The 21,625-nt window shown below is 37.1% G+C and carries 14 protein-coding genes and 1 pseudogene; 3 read left to right on the forward strand and 12 right to left on the reverse strand.

What is annotated here, in order from left to right:
* Positions 1-405: 405 nt before the first annotated feature.
* The 3 genes from PVV64_RS02600 (at position 406) to PVV64_RS02610 (ending at position 6,546) form a co-directional block, all read left to right on the forward strand.
* Positions 406-1,233, forward strand: a complete 828-nt coding sequence (locus tag PVV64_RS02600) for a uracil-DNA glycosylase family protein (protein WP_273759598.1) — start codon at positions 406-408, stop codon at positions 1,231-1,233.
* A gap of 78 nt (positions 1,234-1,311) precedes the next feature.
* Positions 1,312-3,939, forward strand: coding sequence for an aminopeptidase N (gene pepN / locus PVV64_RS02605; protein ID WP_273759599.1), 2,628 nt, complete (start codon positions 1,312-1,314; stop codon positions 3,937-3,939).
* Positions 3,940-4,224: 285 nt separating this feature from the next.
* Entirely contained in the window at positions 4,225-6,546 is a 2,322-nt protein-coding gene (locus tag PVV64_RS02610) for an ATP-binding protein (protein WP_273759600.1), read from the forward strand.
* A 7-nt stretch (positions 6,547-6,553) separates the two neighbouring features.
* On the opposite strand, the gene PVV64_RS02615 is transcribed toward PVV64_RS02610, so the two are convergent.
* The 12 genes and pseudogenes from PVV64_RS02615 to PVV64_RS02670 all read right to left on the reverse strand — a co-directional run bounded on the left by PVV64_RS02615 (position 6,554) and on the right by PVV64_RS02670 (position 21,620).
* Positions 6,554-7,078, reverse strand: coding sequence for a methylated-DNA--[protein]-cysteine S-methyltransferase (locus PVV64_RS02615; protein ID WP_273759601.1), 525 nt, complete (start codon positions 7,076-7,078; stop codon positions 6,554-6,556).
* A 1,210-nt stretch (positions 7,079-8,288) separates the two neighbouring features.
* Entirely contained in the window at positions 8,289-9,131 is an 843-nt protein-coding gene (locus PVV64_RS02620; protein ID WP_273759602.1) for an outer membrane protein, read from the reverse strand.
* Between the two features lie 622 nt (positions 9,132-9,753).
* Positions 9,754-11,525: pseudogene (locus PVV64_RS02625) on the reverse strand (bifunctional [glutamine synthetase] adenylyltransferase/[glutamine synthetase]-adenylyl-L-tyrosine phosphorylase); the annotation flags it as partial.
* A gap of 75 nt (positions 11,526-11,600) precedes the next feature.
* A complete protein-coding gene (locus PVV64_RS02630) occupies positions 11,601-12,983 on the reverse strand; it encodes a HAMP domain-containing sensor histidine kinase (RefSeq protein WP_273759604.1) in 1,383 nt (460 codons plus the stop codon).
* Positions 12,980-13,666 carry a response regulator transcription factor gene (locus tag PVV64_RS02635; protein WP_273759606.1) on the reverse strand — a complete coding sequence of 229 codons (687 nt, stop codon included), beginning with the start codon at positions 13,664-13,666 and terminating at the stop codon, positions 12,980-12,982. The genes PVV64_RS02630 and PVV64_RS02635 overlap by 4 nt, the downstream gene beginning before the upstream one ends.
* A gap of 81 nt (positions 13,667-13,747) precedes the next feature.
* Complete coding sequence (locus PVV64_RS02640; protein ID WP_273759608.1) at positions 13,748-15,265, reverse strand: Do family serine endopeptidase; 1,518 nt, start codon at positions 15,263-15,265, stop codon at positions 13,748-13,750.
* Between the two features lie 175 nt (positions 15,266-15,440).
* Entirely contained in the window at positions 15,441-15,863 is a 423-nt protein-coding gene (locus tag PVV64_RS02645; RefSeq protein WP_273759610.1) for a cytochrome c-type biogenesis protein, read from the reverse strand.
* A 1-nt stretch (position 15,864) separates the two neighbouring features.
* Positions 15,865-17,841, reverse strand: a complete 1,977-nt coding sequence (locus tag PVV64_RS02650; RefSeq protein ID WP_273759612.1) for a heme lyase CcmF/NrfE family subunit — start codon at positions 17,839-17,841, stop codon at positions 15,865-15,867.
* 7 nt (positions 17,842-17,848) lie between these two features.
* A complete protein-coding gene (gene ccmE, locus PVV64_RS02655; protein WP_273759614.1) occupies positions 17,849-18,328 on the reverse strand; it encodes a cytochrome c maturation protein CcmE in 480 nt (159 codons plus the stop codon).
* A gap of 188 nt (positions 18,329-18,516) precedes the next feature.
* Positions 18,517-19,248 (reverse strand): cytochrome C biogenesis protein CycH, encoded by a 732-nt coding sequence (locus PVV64_RS02660; protein ID WP_273759616.1) that lies wholly within the window; start codon positions 19,246-19,248, stop codon positions 18,517-18,519.
* Between the two features lie 290 nt (positions 19,249-19,538).
* Complete coding sequence (locus PVV64_RS02665; protein ID WP_273759618.1) at positions 19,539-20,951, reverse strand: ATP-binding protein; 1,413 nt, start codon at positions 20,949-20,951, stop codon at positions 19,539-19,541.
* The gene (locus PVV64_RS02670) at positions 20,952-21,620 is read right to left on the reverse strand and encodes a response regulator transcription factor (RefSeq protein WP_273759619.1); all 669 of its coding nucleotides are present in this window, start codon (positions 21,618-21,620) and stop codon (positions 20,952-20,954) included.
* Positions 21,621-21,625: the final 5 nt, after the last annotated feature.

Raw genomic sequence — 21,625 nt, forward strand, 5'->3', positions numbered from 1 at the left:
ATCTATTGCTCACTTTTACATTTTATATAGATTGTTTTTTATAAATATATCCGTAGAGATACTGAATTATTTCTGTTAAGAAAAAAGCATAATTTATTTTTGATTAAAGTCTAAGAATAACAATGTAAGAATTCTTTTATGAGCTTACAAAGCTATATTGCTACGGTCTGAATTTATACCCCTTGCATTCAGTAAAGAAATAGTACAAAGTATTCTAGTTGTCTTAACTGATAAGATAACCCATTAAAAATGCACAAAACTGCGAGCTTCCCTATTTTAGAGTTTTTCTTTTTTGTCAAAAAAAGGCTAGCATTGTTTCAGATGTAAATTTACGAAAGAGCACATCAAAAGCTTGAAGAATAAGGTCGTCTGGTCTCTTGTTGATGGATCATTAGAAGTGGTAAAATGCTAAATCAAACATCGTATTCAATCTCATATGAAGAGCTTTTAAGCTTTTATAAAGAAAGTGGCGCGGATGCTGTTTTAACAGATTCACCTATTGATCGCTTTCATCAATCTGCCTGCTTAGAAAAAAAAGCGACACAAGCAGTAAATGTTTCTCATAATCAACAAACATCACCAACGATTACGTTAGAAAAACAGCCACTGCTTCACCCCAGTATTCTGCAAGGTAAACTTTCCGCTATAGAAAGTGCAAAAAGTGCAAACACACTTGACGAACTAAAATCCGCTCTCCTCGCATTTAATGGCTGCTCATTAAAATTAACAGCAAAAAATACCTGTTTTTCAGATGGAACAGCAGGGAGCCCGCTTATGCTCATAGGAGAAGCACCAGGACGAGAGGAAGATATACAAGGACTTCCTTTTGTCGGAAAAGCCGGAATGTTACTCAATAAAATCCTCGCATCAATTGGCTTAACAAGAAATGATGTTTACATAGCCAACACTCTTCCCTGGCGTCCACCAGGAAATCGCACACCAACACCAAGAGAAGTCACGTTATGCCGCCCTTTTATTGAACGACAAATTCATTTAGCTAAACCTCGTATTCTTGTCGCACTTGGAGGCGTTGCCACACAATTTTTAACAGGCGCGCAAAATGGAATTGTTCGTACTCGAGGCAAATGGCACAGCTATGAGAGCGAAGACAACATAAAAATCCCTGTTATGCCAACCTTTCATCCTGCTTATCTTCTCCGAACCCCTAGTCAAAAAAAACTTACATGGATAGACTTTTTAGAAGTAAAAAATCGCTTAGATAGCCTTTTGTAACCCCTTAAGCTTTACCTTGTCTTAAAACATCAACATTTTTTCAGTTCTTTCACTTTAAAAATACAGTCAGGAAAAATTATGCCAAAATCAGCCGTCCCCATTTATCGTTTAGAAGATTATCAACCAACCCCTTATGCTATTCCCAAAACACAATTGCATTTCCGTTTGGCACCAACAAAAACTTCTGTTACAGCAACATTATTTATTGAACCTCGTCAATATACAAAAGAATTCACACCTCTTATCCTTTCTGGTGATGATCTTACCTTAATTTCTGTCGCTCTTAATGGGGAGGAATTATCTGAAAGTGCTTATAAAGCTACTCCTTCACGTTTGGAAATTACCACCCCACCAGCTGCTCCTTTTACATTGCAATTGGTCACCGAACTGAATCCTGAAAGCAATCGCCAACTGATGGGGCTTTATCTTTCAAATGGTGTTTATTGTACACAATGTGAAGCCGAAGGTTTTCGTCGCATTACCTACTTTTATGATCGCCCAGATATTCTTTCTACCTACAGGGTAAAAATTGAAGCGGATTCTCAGACCATCCCTATTTTACTTTCTAATGGAAATCTCGTCGAAACAGGTACTCTTGAAGATAATTATCATTTTGCCATTTGGGAAGATCCTTATCCAAAACCATCTTATCTCTTTGCTCTTGTTGGTGGTAATCTTGATAAGTTAGAAGACCATTTTATCACTGTATCTGGTCGACGTATCGAACTTGGTATCTATGTTGAAAAAGGAAAAACCAAACGTGCAGCCTATGCAATGGATGCTCTTAAACGTTCCATGCGTTGGGATGAACAACGTTTCGGGCGCGAATATGACCTCGATGTTTTCAATATTGTTGCTGTTTCCGACTTTAACATGGGTGCAATGGAAAACAAAGGGCTTAACATCTTTAATGACAAATATGTTCTGGCTGATCCTGAAACAGCAACCGATCAGGATTATAGAAATGTTGAACGCGTTATTGCACATGAATATTTCCATAATTGGACTGGTAATCGTATTACGTGCCGTGATTGGTTTCAGCTCTGTTTAAAAGAAGGCTTAACAGTCTATCGTGATCAAGAATTTTCTTCAGACCAAAATGTTCGTAGCTTACAGCGCATTGAAAATATAAAAACATTGAAAGCTATGCAGTTTACTGAAGATTCTGGTCCTCTTGCCCATCCTGTACGTCCTCGTCAATACAGCCAAATCAATAATTTTTATACCACAACCGTTTATGAAAAAGGTGCAGAAGTTGTTCGCATGGTGCATACTCTTTTAGGCCCTACTCTCTTTCGTAAAGGAATGGATCTCTATTTTCAACGTCATGATGGGCACGCTTGTACAATTGAAGATTTTATTGCCTGTTTTGCTGAAGTCTCTCAACAAGACTTCTCACAATTTATGTTGTGGTATGAACAGGCGGGAACACCCCATGTAGAAATTGATCACCATTATGATGATGGCATTTTAACAATTCATGCAAAACAGCATATTCCAGCCACACCACAACAAAACACAAAAAAGCCAATGCTTATCCCTATTGCATTTGGTTTGTTAGGGCATCATGGACAATCTCTCAGCTATGAAGCTGATGCGGATATTCAATCAGGTGTTATGCTTCTCTCCCAAGAAAAGCAAACCTTTACATTCAAGGGACTGCGCGAAAAACCCATTTTATCACTGCTGAGAGATTTTTCTGCACCTATCAATTTACTAACTCCATTCAATGAAAACGAACTTATTTTTCTTGCACAAAAAGATGATAATCAGCTGAATCGTTGGCAATCGCTAAACCATTTGATGACGAAAGCCCTGACTCAAGCTCTTCAAGATAAAACACAAGCAATAGTAGACATGCCCTCTGCTTTGCTAAAATTGATGGGAAACATCCTTACAGATGAAAGTCTTGAACCAGAGTTTCGTGCATTTTGCTTAAGTTTACCAAGTGAAGTTGAGCTTGCCCATATAATTGGTAAAAATGTTGATCCAGAGCGTATTCACCACGTGCGCAATCAGTTTTTAGCTTCCCTTGCACATACACATCAAGAACTCTTCACAAAAGTTTATACACAAATGGAGAGCAATGAGCCCTATTCACCCAATAGTGTACAAGTTGGAAAACGGGCATTACGGAATATAATACTCGACTATCTTTCCATAGCAGAAGCCAAGCCACACCGTGCTGCCACACAATATGCAACAGCTGATAATATGACTGACCGCATGGCTAGTATAACCATTTTAGTGCGGCGTTTTAATGAAAGTGAGCATGCGCAAAGTGCCTTAAATGATTTTGAAATCCGCTATCAGCATGACCCTTTGGTTATGGATAAATGGTTTTCTATTCAAGCAATGGTTGCAGGAGCATCAACACTTGACCATGTTCAAAAACTCATGCAGCATCCGCTTTTTTCACAAGATAATCCCAATCGGGTACGCGCCTTGATTGGTGTCTTTGCTTCTTACAATCTCACAGGTTTTCATAGAGTTGATGGTGCCTCCTATCGTTTTCTTTGCCAAATCATTTTGGAAATTGACAGAAAAAATCCACAGCTTGCTTCGCGATTACTCACCATGATGCGTTCTTGGCGACAATTAGAACCCATTCGGCAACAAAAATTTGAGGCCGCATTAAAAACAATTGCAGAAGCCCCCCAATTGTCAAGCGATGTGGCTGAAATCATCTCTCGCCTGCTCGCTTAAAGTATACAAAATTTTATAATCAGTATGTTATAATATCATTGATAAAATAATATCAACGCGTTATGCGAAAATAATTAACCTATAAACAAGCTACTCTCACCTGTTTATAGGTTATTTTAAAGTTCTTTTTTTCATAATCCACACTCCATCAAAGTAAAATAGCTTTTTTTAAAAAAAAGACTGGACAGAGGACTCCTGTTTTGATTCATTGCACCCTATGGGGTTTTACTATGAATATTGAAACAGTTTTTAAAACATATTATTCCATAATTAAAGGAACGAGCAATGGCTGAACTGGATGCATATAATGCACCAACGCAGGTGTGTGCTGATTCAAAGTCAGGTGCTCAAAATCATAAAACACGGGCAAAGCGTATCCCTCTACTTTTGAGTTTAGCCTATCAAAAACTGCTCTTGATTGAACCGTGGCTGCGACGTTCAGTTTTCTTTGTTATTATGGCATTTCTTGTCGTGCTGGCAACAATTCGTTTTGTATCAATCTATGATTGGCGTCATACTCTTGAGAAAAACACACGCTCTACCCTGACTCTGTTAGCTTCTCATATCAGCAATACAATTGATCGTGACTTGCTTGCAATTCTTGAGAAAGGAAAAAACGCTTCTCTTTCTCACAATCATTTGCAAAATATCCTTACCCATTTTCACAATCAAGGTCTTATTAGTCCCAATATTATTACTGCTATAATTGATCAGAAAGGCACTGTTTTAGCTTCGTCCAGTTCAGAGATCATTGTAGGAAAACCCTTACAGGATTTTACCTCTGAAAGTATTGCTTTACAATCTCTTGGACAACATACTGGAATTATGGAAATTACTATAGGAAAAGATGTTCCTGCCCTTGCTTCATTTCATCAAACAAAAAATGGACAATATGGTGTCTTCATCAGCGAAAAAACGCAACATATCTACTTGGAATGGCGCAAAGTTTTCTCTTTAAATCTAACTCTGCTCATAGGAACTAGCAGTGTTATTCTAGCGCTCCTCTATGCTTATTACAATCAAACTGTGCGAGCACGCAATATGGATTTCATTTCAGAAAAAGCTCAAAACCGCATTGATATGGCAATGATGCGTGGACGCTGTGGACTGTGGGATTGGAATATGGCAAATGGTCGTGTTTACTGGTCACGGGCAATGTATGAAATGCTGGGCTATGTGCCTCAAGATGCATTACTGTCAATTTCGCAAATTACCGCCATTATCAACCCAAATGATGCTAATTTTTTTGATCTTGCGCAAGAATTAATGAGTGGTCAAAAAAAGCATATCGATATTCATGTCCCCATGCGACATGCTGATGGTCATTATGTCTGGATGCGTATTCGTGCTGAAGTAACAGATGAAGAAGAACCCCATTTGGTTGGTATTGCTTTTGATATTAGTGAACAGCGTCAACTGGCAGAAGAAACAGCGCAAGCTGATCTCCGTATCCGTGATGCTATTGAAAATATTTCAGAATCCTTTGTATTATGGGATGCAGAAGGACGTTTGGTTATGTCCAATAGCAAATTTTGCGAATATGCTGCTATCCCGAAACAGGTACTACAATCAGGAATCCAACGTGCAACCGTTGAAGCCATGGCGCGCCCAGCAATCAATGAATATCCTCTCAAAGATGATGGTACTGGGAATCTAACCAGTATTCGCCAAACCGCAGATGGTTGTTGGCTTAAAATTAATGAACGGCGAACCCAAGATGGAGGACTGGTTTGCATTGGTACAGATATTTCTGAACTTAAACAACAACAGGAAAAATTTGAAGACAGTGAAAGACGGCTTTTTTCTTTCATTCAAGAACTCAAACGTGCTCGAGGAAGTGCACAACAACGTGCAACAGAAGTGGAAAAACTGAATAAAAGTCTGAAAGCAGAAAAAGAGCGCGCTGAAAGTGCTAATAAAGCTAAATCAGAATTTTTAGCAAATATGTCCCATGAATTGCGCACTCCACTTAATGCCATTCTCGGCTTTTCAGATATTATGTTGCAATCCACCTTTGGTCCTCTTGGCTCACAACGCTATAAAGAATATATGCATGATATTTACAATTCAGGAGCCCATCTTCTAACCCTTATCAATGATATCCTGGATATGTCCAAAATTGAAGCTGGAAGATTTACCCTTGATTGTAAAAATAGTGATCTAGAGCCAATTATTAGCGAAGCGACACGAACACTTGCACCACAAGCTCAAGAAAAAAATATTTCTATCACAACCAATATTGCCCCAGCACTCCATGCAGAAGTTGATGGCCGTGCCATGAAACAGATCTTCCTCAACCTTATCTCTAATGCGGTTAAATTCACACCTGCTGGTGGACGTATTGATGTATGTGCTTTCAAGAAAAAAAATAATCTTATCTTTAAGATTAAAGATACAGGTGTTGGCATTCCTCAATCAGCAATTAAAAAACTTGGGCAACCTTTTGAACAAGTTGAAAATCAACTCACAAAAACCCATACTGGATCAGGTCTTGGGTTAGCCATTTCACGCTCCTTGCTAGAGCTACATAAAGGGAGACTTGAAATTATCTCTAAAGAAATGAAAGGTACAACTGTCATCATTACAATGCCAATTCAACAAAGTTAAATGTGTTTTAAAGACCTTCACCTTTTTCTCGTTGTAGCAAAATCTTCTTCCGCCCAATACCCCAGCGGTATCCAGAAATAAACCCATTCTTACACACCACACGATGGCAAGGAATGATTAATGCTAATTCGTTAGCGGCACATGCATTCGCGACTGCACGAAAAGCATTTGGCATACCAATGCGTTGCGCTAATGCTTTATATGAAATTGTTTCACCACAAGATACTTCACATATGAGCTTCCATACTTTCTTTTGAAAAACTGTCCCTTTTATATCTAAAGAAAAAACTGGCTTCTTTGCTAACTTCGGTGTTTCTATCATTGCGACAATATGTGCAACTTCCCTCTCAAATGTACTATCATCGTCCATTTGTTGGACTTCAGAAAAACGTGCCGTAAATTCTCGTAATAATTGTTCTCTATTCTCTCCTAATGCTATATTACAAATTCCTTTATGAGACTTTGCTACCAAAAGCTCTCCTATTGATGTGCTTTTCAGACAAAATATTCTCTGTTTTAGAATTTCTAGCATTTCACCTTTTTGATCTTTTTCAAAATATTTGAATAGCATCAATGAAATAAAAAGACAATTTTCTTATCACACTCTTTACACGATAAAAGAGAAGACACCTGAAATTCATCTCCTCAATTATTCACTTCCACTTATACTTTAAGAATTTGAAAAATGGAGTCAATAAAATAAAACAATGAAAAACTGGACCTCTTTATGGCTTTGTCCTTATAACTGTAAGAAATCAAATAATTATTATCTTAAAGCGTGCAATTTTAGCATCTGAGAAGCAATTCCGTAGATCTTTTTATTTAAAGCGAAAAAATTGTTTATCTTTGGGCAAAACATTATTCCACTGACATGAGAGTATAAAAAAATCTCTTAAAAAAAGAATAGATGAAACTTTCATGAGACGGTTATTTATTATACACTGCCTACGCGCTTTAAAAGAATTTGAAAATATTAAAAAGGCGATCTTAATAACTCTATCGAAAACGAAAGAAAACTATCATATAAACGTCATTGCTGCGTTTATGATAATATCCGTGTGTTTTTAAATGCACACGTGCATGGAAAAATAAAAAGCTTTTTTGTTGATATCTATGATAATGTACATGTTAGCAATGCTGTGGTTATTGGAAATTATGCACAAATTTGTGATTAACACCTATCGAATGGGTGTGCTTATATCACTCATAATGCCGTTATTTGTGATGATGTTCCTATCAATGACAGTGCAAACATAAGTGGTGCACTTCGCATCCGTAATGAATCTTTTGTGTATTTCACGATGCCGCTATTTATTGCTACCTTATCCTAGCTATTCTTATGCTTATAGTGCTCTTTCTTTAGCAGCTGATAATAATATTTGAGATAAAACCTTTTCCAAATTTTGTAGTGAAGCTCTTTTCTGTTCTACATCTTCAAACATTCAAACATCAGATATTCTATAACATTTTAAAATACATGATATAATTTTTTTTCTACTTATCTTTACAAACTCTATTTAACTTCCTGTTTATTGGGCTTGCTCTTGCAAAATGCTCTCTATTTGTGTCCTATTTTGTTATCTCAATAAAATATTTATCACTACAAAAGAGAAAAGACTATTATTCAAGATACTCCAAATAAGATGACATGTTTCTTTTTAGAAATATTCTCCAGCACATATCTGAAAAATAAAAGCCCCATTCGAAAATGGGACTTTAAAATCATTTCATTGTAAAACAGTTTAAAATTTATATGCTACGCCAACACGGAAATCATTCGTTTTATAGCGCATTTCAACTCTATCATGTACAAACTTCTTTTTGCCGAAATCTGAATAGCGGTATTCCGCACGCATAACAATATTATCGGTCATTGCAAAATCAACACCGCCTCCAAGAGTATAACCAATCATGGTCTTTTTTTCATCTTCCAACCAGTCAGAAAGGTCCACTGCTTTCTTTTCTATATCAGAATCCTTGGAAAAAATACTACGAAGCTGCGTATAAGCAATACCTCCGGCCACATAAGGCATAAAACGATCAATAGAAAAACCAACTCTCGCCCGTGTAGCACCAGCCCATTTTTGTTTTAGAGTATGATAAATAATTTCAGAAGATGTCTCTGGAGAAGGAGGATCATCTCGAGAAGCTTTCGCTCTCATTGATTTTCCTGAAGATTGTGCTGCTTCCTCAGTTTGACTCCCTTTTGGTACACCGACCTCCTTTGTATCCTTTTTATTCACCCACATGATATCCGTATCAATACCTACAATAAAACCATTGTTGATATCAATATTGGAACCTGCATAAATACCACCTATAAAACCAGAAAGTTTAGGTAAATATTCCTTGTTAACCGGAAACCATTGCCCTGTCTCCTCATCTCTTAAATAATTTGCACGGGGTTTACTTGAAAAATTACCTATTTGACCTCCAAGGTAAAATCCTGTCCAAGAAAAAGATGGAGCTGCAATAATAGGTACAACAGGTGCCGGCTGTTCTGGTATCCTAACATCCGCTGCCTGTACTGCAGAAATTAAAGTTAAAGAAAAAAGAGAAGTTGTGATTAAATATTTTGTAGTCATAATTGCTCCCCTAAAAGCTAATGTGACATGTAATAATGAAATAGTTTCATATTTTTTTCAAAAAATCTGTAGTAAAAATGATACAGTCATAGAAAAATTAGATCTCTTTTGAAAACGACAAGCATTTTTTAGAAAACTATGTTGTAATAGTTTTTTTAAACTACATATTCTTCCTGAATATAACTCAGACTTTCGTTTGTCTATATTTTACTACATTATATAAGAGGTTGTATATAAGAGGTTGTCGTTTCAATTTTTGAAATTTGAAAAGAAGTTGGCGAGATAATTCATCAAGCTTTATGCTTTACTTTTTCGCATTAGAGTTTCGTTATCAGTGAGATAGAAAACAATCGTTATAACCTCGTGATATTTTATCTCAATTTATGCCGTAAAGACACTTACTCAATCTCTTTTGAAAAAGCTTCGTAGTCTTCTTTAAATTCATGAAATGTATTTGATTTGATATGCGCTCTAGGTGAATAGGCACGATCGTGCCATAATACGCATTCAATGGAAAAGCTAATAAATAATATCATTCACCCTAAATTTTAAAGAGTGCATTTCACCTTTCTCAATAAATAATAAAACATAGAATGAATTTACCATAGAAACTTTTCAGTATTGTCATGGTACCGTTTAACATTCGAATACCCATCAAAAAACGTTGCTCATCAGCAAAAACTCTTAAGTGGTCGAGAATTTCTTCATACGAAAAAATACCTTCAAGAAAACATTCACGTTTTTTCTAAGTACATTTTTATTGGCAATTCTGAAAAAATAATTGGATCTAACATTCCATCAAAAACATGGGGTGTACATATAATAATTTCCGCAGGGCGTAGAAAATCTCCCATGATAACGACCAACATATCTAAAAGAGAGGGATTAGACTACAAAAGACTCAAAAGCTAAATTTTGAAGACAATTCTTGTAAAAAATTGTCGAACCATAACATCACTCATTGTTTCGTCTTGTCACTCCAAAAGCTTTTCAAAATGGAGATGTGAATTCTGTTAATCTCTCACGCGTTTGCGCCAATTGCATTGCCATATAACACCTCAAACGGCGTTTACCCATAATACGACAAATATCACTCGCTCTTCCAAAACTTAAACGGCTTATGGTGATTAATCTCTTTGGATCATCTTCTTCACCGATAAAAACTACATTGCTCATTTTAAAACCAAGTTCTTGCTCGTTCTCAAACAACGCTGCGTCATGTTTTTCAACAACCTAAAGCATTTTAAATAAATCGCCAATAAAACTATTTCTCTCTTGTTTCCCTCTTCAATAGGCAACATTGGTAAATTGAGAAATATCCTTGGAGAGAAGAGGCTTTTGTTGATCCGTAAGTCTCTCAATACGGTGTTCCACATTTCATGAAAAACTATAATTTTTATAAGGCTACCTCTCGTTTTATCCCTGTTCCAATCAAACATGCAAACTTCTGTTAACATTGAAACTGTTTGACGTTCACCTCATTGAGGAAAATGCTTACTTGCTATGAAAAAAACTTTTTGATAAATTAAAGTTTGCCTTTTTATCACACGCAACCAAACGTGGCTCATGGTAGCTGTACGCTACCAACTTTGTCCAACATTCCTCGTAATAACGCAATGCAGGCCTTACTAATAGCTAAAGGCGTTGAATTTAGATCTGATCGAAGGTAGAAAATCAAGACGAACAACATATCTCTCCGCAGAACGTTCTTGAATGATACGGATTAATAGACGTACCATTTTAGAGAAAAATCTATGCTCTCAGAAAAATTATCAATATGTCGTGACATTTTCTCAATGAAAACAATACGACCAATATCAAAAGAATTTTTCAATTTTTCTGCCTCGAATTTTCTCTTCCTAAAACGATGAAGCCACAATCTTTTTTTAATCTTTACGCCACGCTACATTTATCTTAACATGATCATGTACTTCTCTTAAGAGAAAAGGTAGAATCACACTTCATGTAGCTTCTTTCAACCTCTCAACCAAACGCACAAAACTTCTTAAAGTAAAAACACCATTCAAATCCGCTAAGCAATGAGAACATTGTGCTGCCTATTTTTTGCGCCTTCAAGCAGCCATTCGTAACGCTTCGTATGTAGTTTCACTCTTATCAATAAACACAATGTCATCTATAATTTCGTTTAGTCTGTTTCTCTATCAATAAGAACCTCAGATCGAGTGGATTAGCTATTAAAACCTCACGTAACAAAGATGATAAGGTCACCACAGCCCTTATAAATTTAATCTGATTTTCCTTATCTGCAATCAAGGAAACAAGTGACTCTCAATTTTATTTTCTTGCTTGTTCTTCAATTTCTTTCAGCCATCGCGAACCCCTTTTATCAAGAGTCTATAAGGGGAGACGCTGTGTTTTTAAAAAAGCATTTTCGCTTCTTTCTTTTGCTTTATACTCTAAGGGAAAAAATAGTCATCGATATATCAAACTATGAAACAGAAATATTTTTTAAGGAAATAATAAAACAGCCCTCAACCCTGGATTTGCATTTTCAAGTAACAATTCACCTCCGTGAAGTTTCATAACAGCTTTTGCGATACTTAAACCAATACCAAAACCAGGCTGTGTACGACTTTCTTCAAGGCGAACAAAGCGTTCTGTTACTTTTTCACGTTTATCCGCTGCAATTCCTGGACCATTATCGCTCACAACAACCAACAAATGCTCCCCACGATATTCCATCGATAAGCAAACTTTTGCTTCCCTTCCATCTTTAGGAGCATATTTAATCGCATTATCAATGAGATTAAAAATCGATTGTGCAATAAGCTCACGATTTAATTTCAGCTCTTTATCAAATGTATCCCCTAACCGAAGTAAAACACCTGATTCTTCAGCAAAAGGTTCATAAAGTTCAACGGCATCTTCAAGGATCAGCTTCATATTCATAACCTCAAGATGCTCAATTGCACTGCTGGCTTCAATACGCGAAATCATCAAAATCGCATTAAAAGTACGAATAAGTTGATCTGATTCAGCAATAACAATATCCAGTGCTTGACGATATTCAAGCTTTGTCTTTTGCCCAGAAAGCGCTTCTTCCGCGCGATTTCTAAGGCGTGTTAGCGGTGTTTTTAAATCATGAGCAATATTATCAGATACTTGACGCAAACCAATATTTAATTCTTCAATACGGTCTAACATAATATTAAGGTTAGCAGATAATCGATCAAACTCATCCCCTACCCCAGAAACCGGTAAACGCCCACTGAAATCTCCCTCCATTAAACGCTGTGAGGCCGCTGTGACATGATCTATCCTTTGTAATGCTCGTCTCCCAACAAAAAACCATATGAGTAAAGCCCCTCCAACCATTGCGATAAGAGCAATCATAACTGCTTTACGAATAACCGCCGCAAAACGTTCTGGCTCGTCTAAATCTCGTCCTATCAGAACCTTCATACCATTGGGTAAATCAAAAACAATTGCCAAAGCGCGATGTTCACTTGTTTTGCCATGTTCTCCAAAACGTGAATATAAAAAGGAATTGGCAATCAAGCCATTATGACTCAAAAGGCCTAATTCAATACGTGCAACATTGCCTGCTAAAATACGCCCCATAGGATCAGCAACAAGATAAAGAAAAGCTCCTGGTCGACGTGAACGATAATCAATCGTGCGAATTAATAAAGGAAGTCCACCATAATTATAAGAATCTTCAATATATCTTAATTCTTCATGTAAAGCTTGCTCCGTTTGCTCTGTTAGCAATGAAGCGGAAAAATCTGTCATATAAAGAGAAAGCCCTGTTGCAACCAACCCGAACAATAAAATATAAAGTGCTGAAAGCCTTAGCGCTGTTGTGCGCATAATATTGAGCAAACGATTCATATTTTTTTATCTGGTGCTTTCAACATATAACCAGCTCCCCGCACAGTATGGAGAAGGGGGACATCAAATTCTTTTTCAATTTTTGCTCTCAAACGAGAGATATGAACATCAATGACATTTGTCTGGGGATCAAAATGATAATCCCAGACATTTTCCAAAAGCATAGTACGTGTCACAACTTGACCAGCATATCGCATCAAATATTCAAGGAGACGAAACTCTCGTGGTTGCAAGAGGATATTTCTGTCACCCCGTTTTACTGTATGTGTTAACCGATCAAGCTCAAGATTGCCTACACAATAAACTGTTTCTGCTTCTTTAGGATTTTTCCGACGCTGCAACACTTCAACACGAGCAAGAAGTTCAGAAAAAGCATAAGGCTTTGTCAAATAATCATCCCCTCCTGCACGCAAACCCGCCACACGATCATCCACTTGCCCTAAGGCCGAAAGGATGAGCACTGGTGTTTCATTGCCTTTCGCACGCAATTCAGAAATAATAGAAAGACCATCACGATGTAAAAGCATTCGATCAACAACCATGACATCGTAGTTTTCCGTTTCAGCTAAGGCGTATCCAGTATCCCCATCATAGGCAACATCAACCGAATGCCCCGCTTCCAAAAAAGCTTTTTCGAGATAACGCCCCGTCTCACGATCATCTTCGATAACGAGTATCTTCATAAAACGTATCTCCGTTATTTTTATAAAATCGCCTGATAGGACAGAAGTCTACAAAACCTCTGCCCTATTAATAACAAAGGGTTATTTTTTGAAAATTGGAAGAGCAACAAAACGATTTTGTTCATTTGTTCGTACTTGTAGCAGTATAGCTTTTCGTCCTAACTTTTGAGCATTCTTAATTGCATCAGTAATATCAGAAACCTTTTTAATAGATTTATTATTAACTGTTACAATCACATCACCAGGACGTATTCCCTTATCTGCCGCATCTGAATCCGAATCCACATCTGTTACAACCAACCCTAAACCATCATCAGAAGGAGCAACAATCAAACCATAATCTTCCAACGTCTCATCTGGATCACTATCACCGCGCTCATTTGAATATTTTGCACTCTCTTTTTTGTCTTCATCTTCAGGCATCGAAGCGAGTTTAACCTTGATATTGTCTTCTTTACCAGATCTCCAGACTCCCAAAGTTATGGTTTCTCCAGGTTTAATATTTGCAATACGCTTCGCTAGATCACGAGAATCATTAATTTTTTCACCATTCACGGAAAGAATGACATCACCTGCCTTGATGCCAGCCTTTGCTGCTGGTCCTTTTAAAGGATCAGTAACCAAAGCACCCTTCGCTTCCTTCAAACCTATCGAATCGGAAATTTCCTTCGTCACAGGCTGAATCTGAACCCCAAGCCAACCACGCTGAACGGAACCTTTTTCGATCAGTTGTTGTACAACTTGTTTTGCTGTTGTTGCCGGAATAGCAAAAGCAATCCCAACATTTCCTCCAGAAGGAGAGAAAATCGCGGTATTAACTCCCACAACCTTACCATTAAGATCAAAAGTTGGACCGCCAGAATTTCCTCTATTAACAGCAGCATCAATCTGAAGAAAATCATCATAAGCACTCGTGCCAATATCACGTCCACGTGAGGAAACAATACCTGCTGTCACAGTTCCACCAAGACCAAATGGATTACCAATGGCAATAACCCAGTCACCAACGCGAAGTTTTGAATCATCACCAAAATCAACATAGGCAAATTTTCTTGTATCATTTACTTTCAAAACTGCAAGATCAGTTCGCGGATCTTTCCCAACGAGTTTTGCAGTTAATTCTGTACCATCATCAAGAATAACAGAATAACTTGTACCTTCAGAAATCACATGATCATTGGTTACAATATAACCATCAGAAGAGATAAAAAAACCCGATCCAAAAGCTATAGGACGCAGTCTATTTGAACGTTGTGAAAACTTATTTTTAGGTTTATCGTTATCAAAAAATTCTTTAAAAAACCTCTTCAAAGGATGTTGATCTGGTAATTGGTTAAAACCTGGACCACTAAAAAAATTATTAAAGAACCATTCTTCTTTCTTTTTATTGCTCTTTACTTGCACTGCTACAACCGCAGGTTTTACTTGAGCAACAATATCGGCAAACCCCTGCTGTTGTATTAATGAACTAAAGACAGAATTTGCATGAGCCGTCGTCGTCCACAAACTTGATCCACAACCACTAAAAAACAGTGCACTTTCCAACGCAACAGAAAAACTTACTGCGGCTAATGTTTTGAAGAAAGTTTTTTTAACCATTTGGTATATGCTCCTATTCAATCATATTTTCATCCCAATGCCGCTCTCTTATAAAACAGAAGACCTTACCGTTTTCTGTCTAAATTGTTAAAGTTTTGTAAGGTTTCAGTATATAATGACATATTCTTATCAATAAGGATAAAAAAACAATTGAAACGACTTAAATTTCTCTGCATCAGTCCTTAAGATCATTATTTTTTGCTTTATATCGTCTTGTCCGAAAAAAGAGAGCACTTGCAATGGTGATGATCATGATCAAAGGAAACAGCCATAAAAACCAAGTTGTTTTATTAAATGGTGGTTTCAAGAGAATAAATGCACCATATCGCTCAACAAGAAAATCAATCACTTGTTGATTCGTATCCCCCATTTTTAATCTTTCTCGAATCAAAAGTCGTAAATCACGTGCTAGGGGAGCATCTGAATCATCAATTGATTGATTTTGACAAACCGGACAGCGCAAATGTGATGAAATATCTCGTGCACGTGCTTCAAGTACTGTATCCTGCAAAATTTCATCAGGTTCCACTGCTACGACTAACCGTAAAGAGAAAATCACGATTAAAAAAACGAAAATCCATAGTAATCTATTGTTCATCTTAATGTCTTTTCAGAACATTGACCGTAAGTTTCCTATTATGCACCCTCATGCGGAACCAATAACCCAAAAAAGAAAGGCTTCCACCTATAGCCATCATCAATCCCCCTAACCAAACACATATTATGTAAGACTTCCACCATATATGCACAACGACTTCCCGCCCCTCTATACGTCCTGGCACAATATAGAGCTGAGATAAGCCATAACTTTGAATACCAACTTCGGTGGTCGATGTATTTTGACTTGAATAAAACCGCTTTGAAGCTGTTAGATTACGCACAGCATTGTTCTTTTCATATATTGTAAAATAAAATTCCATTGCTGAGTAATTCGGACCAACGCCATCGCGCACTTCATCTAAATGAAGCGTTTTACCCGCTATCGTTACCATATCTCCTATCTGCATGGTTAGAATACGCTCTTGCCCAAAAGTTGATACACAGACAATACCAAACAATGTAACACCTAACCCCATATGCGCCATTGCTGCACCAAATACCGACCATGGTAATCCAATAAATCTCTTAACCCGCACCTTCAAAGCAATCTTGTGATGTCCACTCTTTTCCCAAAGATCTGCTAAACTGCCTAAGAAAACAAAAGCTGAAAGCCCAATTCCTAAAATGACAAAAATATCGCGCAAAGAAACTGCGTAAAATGCGATAAAACAAGCTATACACACTAATGCAAAAACAAACCAAAGCCGCTCAAGAACTGCGAAAAAATCACCCCGTTTCCACGACATCATGGATCCAAATGGAACCAATAATAACAATAACATCATTAAAGGCCCACAGGTAAGATTGAAAAAAGCAGCTCCTACAGAAATTCTTTGTCCCGTTAATGCTTCAATCAAATAAGGGTAAAGTGTACCAATCAATATTGTCGCTGTTATCGTTGTGAGCAACAAATTATTTAAAACAATAAAACCTTCACGTGAAATTGGTTGGAAGAATCTTCCTGCTGTCAAAACAGGTACGCGCAAAGCAAAAAGAAATAAAGCACCTCCCGTGAAGAAGAATAAAAGTGCAAGAATTGCTCGTCCTCGTGCTGGATCGACAGCAAAACTATGAATAGAGGTTAAAAGACCAGAGCGAACAAGAAAAATTCCTATAAGAGAAAGGGAAAAAGTAATAATAGCCAAAAATAAAGTCCAACTTTTCAATGTTTCCCGTTTTTCAAGAACAAGAGCAGAATGTAAAAGGGCTGTTCCTGCAAGCCAAGGCATAAATGAAACATTTTCAACGGGATCCCAAAACCAATAACCACCCCATCCTAACTCATAATATGCCCAATAGGACCCAACCATAATACCCAATGTCAAAAAACACCAAGAAAGTAAAAGCCAAGGACGAAGCCAACGCGCCCAAAGCCTATCGACATATCCTATCATCAATGCAGCGACTGCAAAAGAAAAACAAAGTGAAAAACCAACATACCCTAAATAAAGAAGTGGTGGATGAATTGCTAAGGCAATATCTTGTAAAAGAGGATTGAGATCCTTTCCCTGTAATGCCGGTGGATCAACACGTAAAAAGGGGTTGGACATAAAAAGAATAAATAAAAGAAAAGCGCTTGTAATCCAACTTTGACATATGAGAATAAGCGCCTTAAAATGCTCAGGTAAATGTTGGCTAAACAATGCCACCAATGTACTGAAAAAAGAGAGACTTAAAACCCATAGCAACATGGATCCTTCATGGTTTCCCCAAACACCAGCAATTTTATAAAGTATTGTTTTTTCTGAATGAGAATTCTCCACCACATTCAAAACAGAAAAATCAGAAACAATGTAGGCATGAACAATAATCAAAAAAGATAAGAATAATAATGTAAAAGTGATATATGTTAGAGGAAAAGCGGCTTGTATGAGTGAACGCTCCCTCCACAAAAAACCTAAAGCAGGTAAAAAAGCCCCTAATAAACTTACGGCAAAGGCAGCAGATAAAAAAAGATGACCTAGTTCAACAAGCACAATCGAATTACTTCTCCACACTGTGATGCTTGTTCAAGCGATCAGCTGTTTCTTTTGACATATAAGTCTCATCATGTTTTGCTAAAACACGCCTACCTATAAAAACACCCTGTTTATCAAAATATCCTTCTACAATAATTCCCTGCCCCTCACGAAAAAGATCTGGCAAGATACCATTAAAAATCACTTTTTCATGTTTTGTGTTATCCGTTACAAAAAAAACAACGCCCAGCTCTCCAACATATTGAACAGTTCCCTTTTCAACAAAACCGCCTAAACGCAAAGGGTGTCCCGATAGAATATCTTCTCTTGTAATTTCAGAGGGTGTTCTAAAAAAGCTTACCGTATGACGCATTGCATAAATAATAAGACTTATTGCAATTGTTATCACCAAACAACATGATAAAATGATTAGCAATCGATTTTTTTTACGCTGCTTTAAAATAGCTCTCAATGAAGGAGAAGTATGAAACGAGGGATTGTTCATAAACTGTCTACGGAAATTCTTTTATAAATACGGTGTATAAACATTGATTATTAAGAGGTCTTATCTTTCAAGATAAGCTTGGCATATCTTGTAGAGAGGCGCAACTTTTTATCCAATATCTTTACTACTTTCAAATATCCCCTCTGATTGAATCCTCTAAACTATCTCAAATTACTTTTCTTAAGATTCTAATTGGGTGCATTCCCTAATTGCATCATCATGGCTTCAATACGTGATCGTCCTGTAAAATCTTTAGGCATTGTATCAAGAAAATTTTGTAAAGATTGCACTGCCTGTACAGACTTACCTGCCTGATAAAGCGCTTCCGCGATTAATAAACGAGGATAAAAATCTTTTGGCGCTAAATCTGCTGCTTTTTGAAAAGCATTTTGTGCTTCTTGGGTAATCATTCCCCCCTCATAACCAATCAAAGCCAAACCATACCCAACTAGTCTTGGAGCTGTTTCTCCATTCAAGTGCAGCGCATCTAAATAAGCATTCACAGCATCCTGAAATTGACCTTCCTCAAGATACCCTACTGCTAATGCATCTGCTAACTTACCATCATGAGGTGTACGAAAAAAAAGGGTTTGTAGGCGAATAAGTTGTTCACGCTTGCTAAGTGTTTTGGGATCCTTATCCATGAGTTCGCTAAAAAAATAACTCTTAACTTCTGGATTACCTGTAAGACCATAAATGCTCCAAGTGATAAGAAGGACAAATAAAATACTCAAGGCCTTAATATGTTTACTCTTATAATAAGCGAAAGCTTTATCAGACTTAACCGAATACATACGGTTTCTTTCACTCTCAATGCCTTGAACGCTTAACCCTTTTTTTGCACCAGAGGAAGGAAGCGAAAGAACAAGAATACTCGTTAAAAAAATGAAAAAAAATGCTATCAAAATGAAGAAGAGCATATCATTGTGCACCCAAGACAAAAATTAAAAAAACGAGCCAATTTACTTTCCCCTTTTATTCACAGAGACATAGATATAAAATAATAAAAGCTCATTTTCCTATGAACTGTATTGTCAAGTTTATCATTCATTTTTCTCATAGAGATCAATAACATAAAAAAATTTATTTTTGCTTTTCTATTATAAACAGGTATACCCTTTAAAACTCTGAAAAGACTGTTTGTTTTTATATAAAAACACTGCTGTGCACTTATAAACTTCAATATACATGCCTCTTAAGCAAAAAATATTTATCTCCGTCTTGGTAATACAACTTTCGCACACAATCCTCCCAAGGTAGAACGCAATAAAAAAAGCTTTCCACCATATTCATTGACCATATCTGAAACAATTGCTAACCCTAACCCTGTTCCTGGCTTACTTTCATCAAACCGGTGCCCTCTTTTTAAAGCATCACCAATTTTATCTTCTGTTAAACCAGAGCCATCATCTTCTATGAGGATATTAAAATATTCTGTTTTTTCAAGATCTTCTTCTAAACCACAAGAAACCAGAACTTTTGTACGAGACCACTGCGCAGCATTTTCAATCAAGTTCCCTACAATTTCCTCTAAATCTTCCCTTTCACCAGAAAAAATAATATCAGCAACATCCATGATAAATTGAAACTGTTTTTCAGGGTTAAGCTTTTCCATCACCCGTACCAAACGATCAACCACTCTACGAACAGAGGTATGATAAATGATACTATCGCGTTGTGCTGCAATCCGCGCACGCTGAAGATAATGACTTATTTGGGCCTGCATAATTTGCGTTTGTTCCCTCAATAAAAGAGCCTGTTCTCCACACATCTTATCAACTTCATTCATCATCACTGAGAGAGGTGTTTTTAATGAATGTGCAAGATTTCCAACCTGTGTGCGAAACCGTTCAATAATACGTTGATTATTATTGATGAGGGCATTCATCTCTTGTGCTAGCGGCATCACTTCACTGACTAAATCTGTATTTACATAATGAACCCTACCTTGGCGAATATCATTCAATGCGCGTCGAATAAGCTTCAAAGGTTGAAAACTAAAGAAAATAAGAGCAATATTGATAAGAACACTTCCTATACCAAAGCTCCAAAGAAAAATTTGTAAAGTCCGTTTAAATTCTCGTACTTGTGCATGTGCTTCATCGATATTCCCTACAAGACGAAAACGCGCAATATGATTTTGATTATCAAGAACAACATCACTTTCAATGACTTGTAGATTCTGACCATTCTCTCCCTTTATCCGATAAGAGCGAAAGAATTTATTGTCAAAAGGTATTTCAATATCGCTTGGTGAAAATATACTCCCTGTTCCTAAGGATGGTGATGTCAATCTTCCTTTTAGATTATGGGATATCGCCACAACTTCCCAATACCATCCTGTTGTTGGATCGAAATAACGAATATCATCAATTCCAACACTGCCTCTCAAATTTCCCTCGGGTGAAACCGTTACCGTTGCAATGAGGCTATAAAGCTGAGTAGAAAGAATACGCTCTAGATTTTGTTCACTTGAACGCTGATAAAATAAAATACTCACTGCAGAAATGGATGAAAGTGAAATAACAACCCATAATGTTGATAAAACCATAACGCGTAAACTGAGAGATCTACTAATGAAAAAAAAGAGCCTTTTCAACCGGTTGTTCTTTTTAAAAAACATTCATTGATCACCTTGCGTTCTCACGCGATAGCCCATTCCTCGAATAGTCTCAATCAAATCTACTCCAAGCTTCTTACGTAAGCGACCTACAAAAACTTCAATCGTATTTGAATCCTTATCAAAATCCTGATCATAAAGATGTTCGATAAGCTCGGTTCTTGAAACCACCCTATCACCATGATGCATGAGATATGAAAGAAGTCTGAATTCATAGGATGTTAATTTCATCAACTGACCATCAACAAAAACACGAGAAGTCTTGGTATCTAACAAAACACTCCCACAGCATAACGTGCTTGTTGCATGTCCTGTTGCACGACGAATTAACGCCCGTAGCCGCGCCATAACTTCTTCCAAATGAAATGGCTTCACAACATAATCATCAGCGCCTGCATCAATGCCACGTACCTTATCAGACCAACGATCTCGCGCTGTTAGTATTAAGATAGGCATGGTGTATCCCTCGTGACGCCACTTTTCAACAACACGAATTCCATCTATATGGGGCAATCCTATATCAAGTATCACAGCATCATAAGACTCTGTGCTTCCTAAAAAATAAGCCTCTTCACCATCAAAAGCACTATCTGAAACATATCCCGCATTTTTCACCGCTTCTGCTAATTGATGGTTGAGATTTTTATCATCTTCGGCAATTAAAATACGCATGTAAT

Source organism: Bartonella sp. ML70XJBT.G (assembly GCF_028618575.1).
In the GTDB taxonomy this organism is placed as follows: Bacteria; Pseudomonadota; Alphaproteobacteria; order Rhizobiales; family Rhizobiaceae; genus Bartonella.

Coding starts and splice junctions, on each gene's coding strand:
- PVV64_RS02645 (WP_273759610.1), bottom strand. CDS start 15,863: ATGAACAATAGATTACTATGGATTTTCGTTTTTTTAATCGTGATTTTC.
- PVV64_RS02630 (WP_273759604.1), bottom strand. CDS start 12,983: ATGAATCGTTTGCTCAATATTATGCGCACAACAGCGCTAAGGCTTTCA.
- PVV64_RS02665 (WP_273759618.1), bottom strand. CDS start 20,951: ATGTTTTTTAAAAAGAACAACCGGTTGAAAAGGCTCTTTTTTTTCATT.
- PVV64_RS02600 (WP_273759598.1), top strand. CDS start 406: ATGCTAAATCAAACATCGTATTCAATCTCATATGAAGAGCTTTTAAGC.
- ccmE (WP_273759614.1), bottom strand. CDS start 18,328: ATGAACAATCCCTCGTTTCATACTTCTCCTTCATTGAGAGCTATTTTA.
- PVV64_RS02610 (WP_273759600.1), top strand. CDS start 4,225: ATGGCTGAACTGGATGCATATAATGCACCAACGCAGGTGTGTGCTGAT.
- PVV64_RS02620 (WP_273759602.1), bottom strand. CDS start 9,131: ATGACTACAAAATATTTAATCACAACTTCTCTTTTTTCTTTAACTTTA.
- PVV64_RS02660 (WP_273759616.1), bottom strand. CDS start 19,248: ATGCTCTTCTTCATTTTGATAGCATTTTTTTTCATTTTTTTAACGAGT.
- pepN (WP_273759599.1), top strand. CDS start 1,312: ATGCCAAAATCAGCCGTCCCCATTTATCGTTTAGAAGATTATCAACCA.
- PVV64_RS02640 (WP_273759608.1), bottom strand. CDS start 15,265: ATGGTTAAAAAAACTTTCTTCAAAACATTAGCCGCAGTAAGTTTTTCT.
- PVV64_RS02635 (WP_273759606.1), bottom strand. CDS start 13,666: ATGAAGATACTCGTTATCGAAGATGATCGTGAGACGGGGCGTTATCTC.
- PVV64_RS02670 (WP_273759619.1), bottom strand. CDS start 21,620: ATGCGTATTTTAATTGCCGAAGATGATAAAAATCTCAACCATCAATTA.
- PVV64_RS02615 (WP_273759601.1), bottom strand. CDS start 7,078: ATGCTAGAAATTCTAAAACAGAGAATATTTTGTCTGAAAAGCACATCA.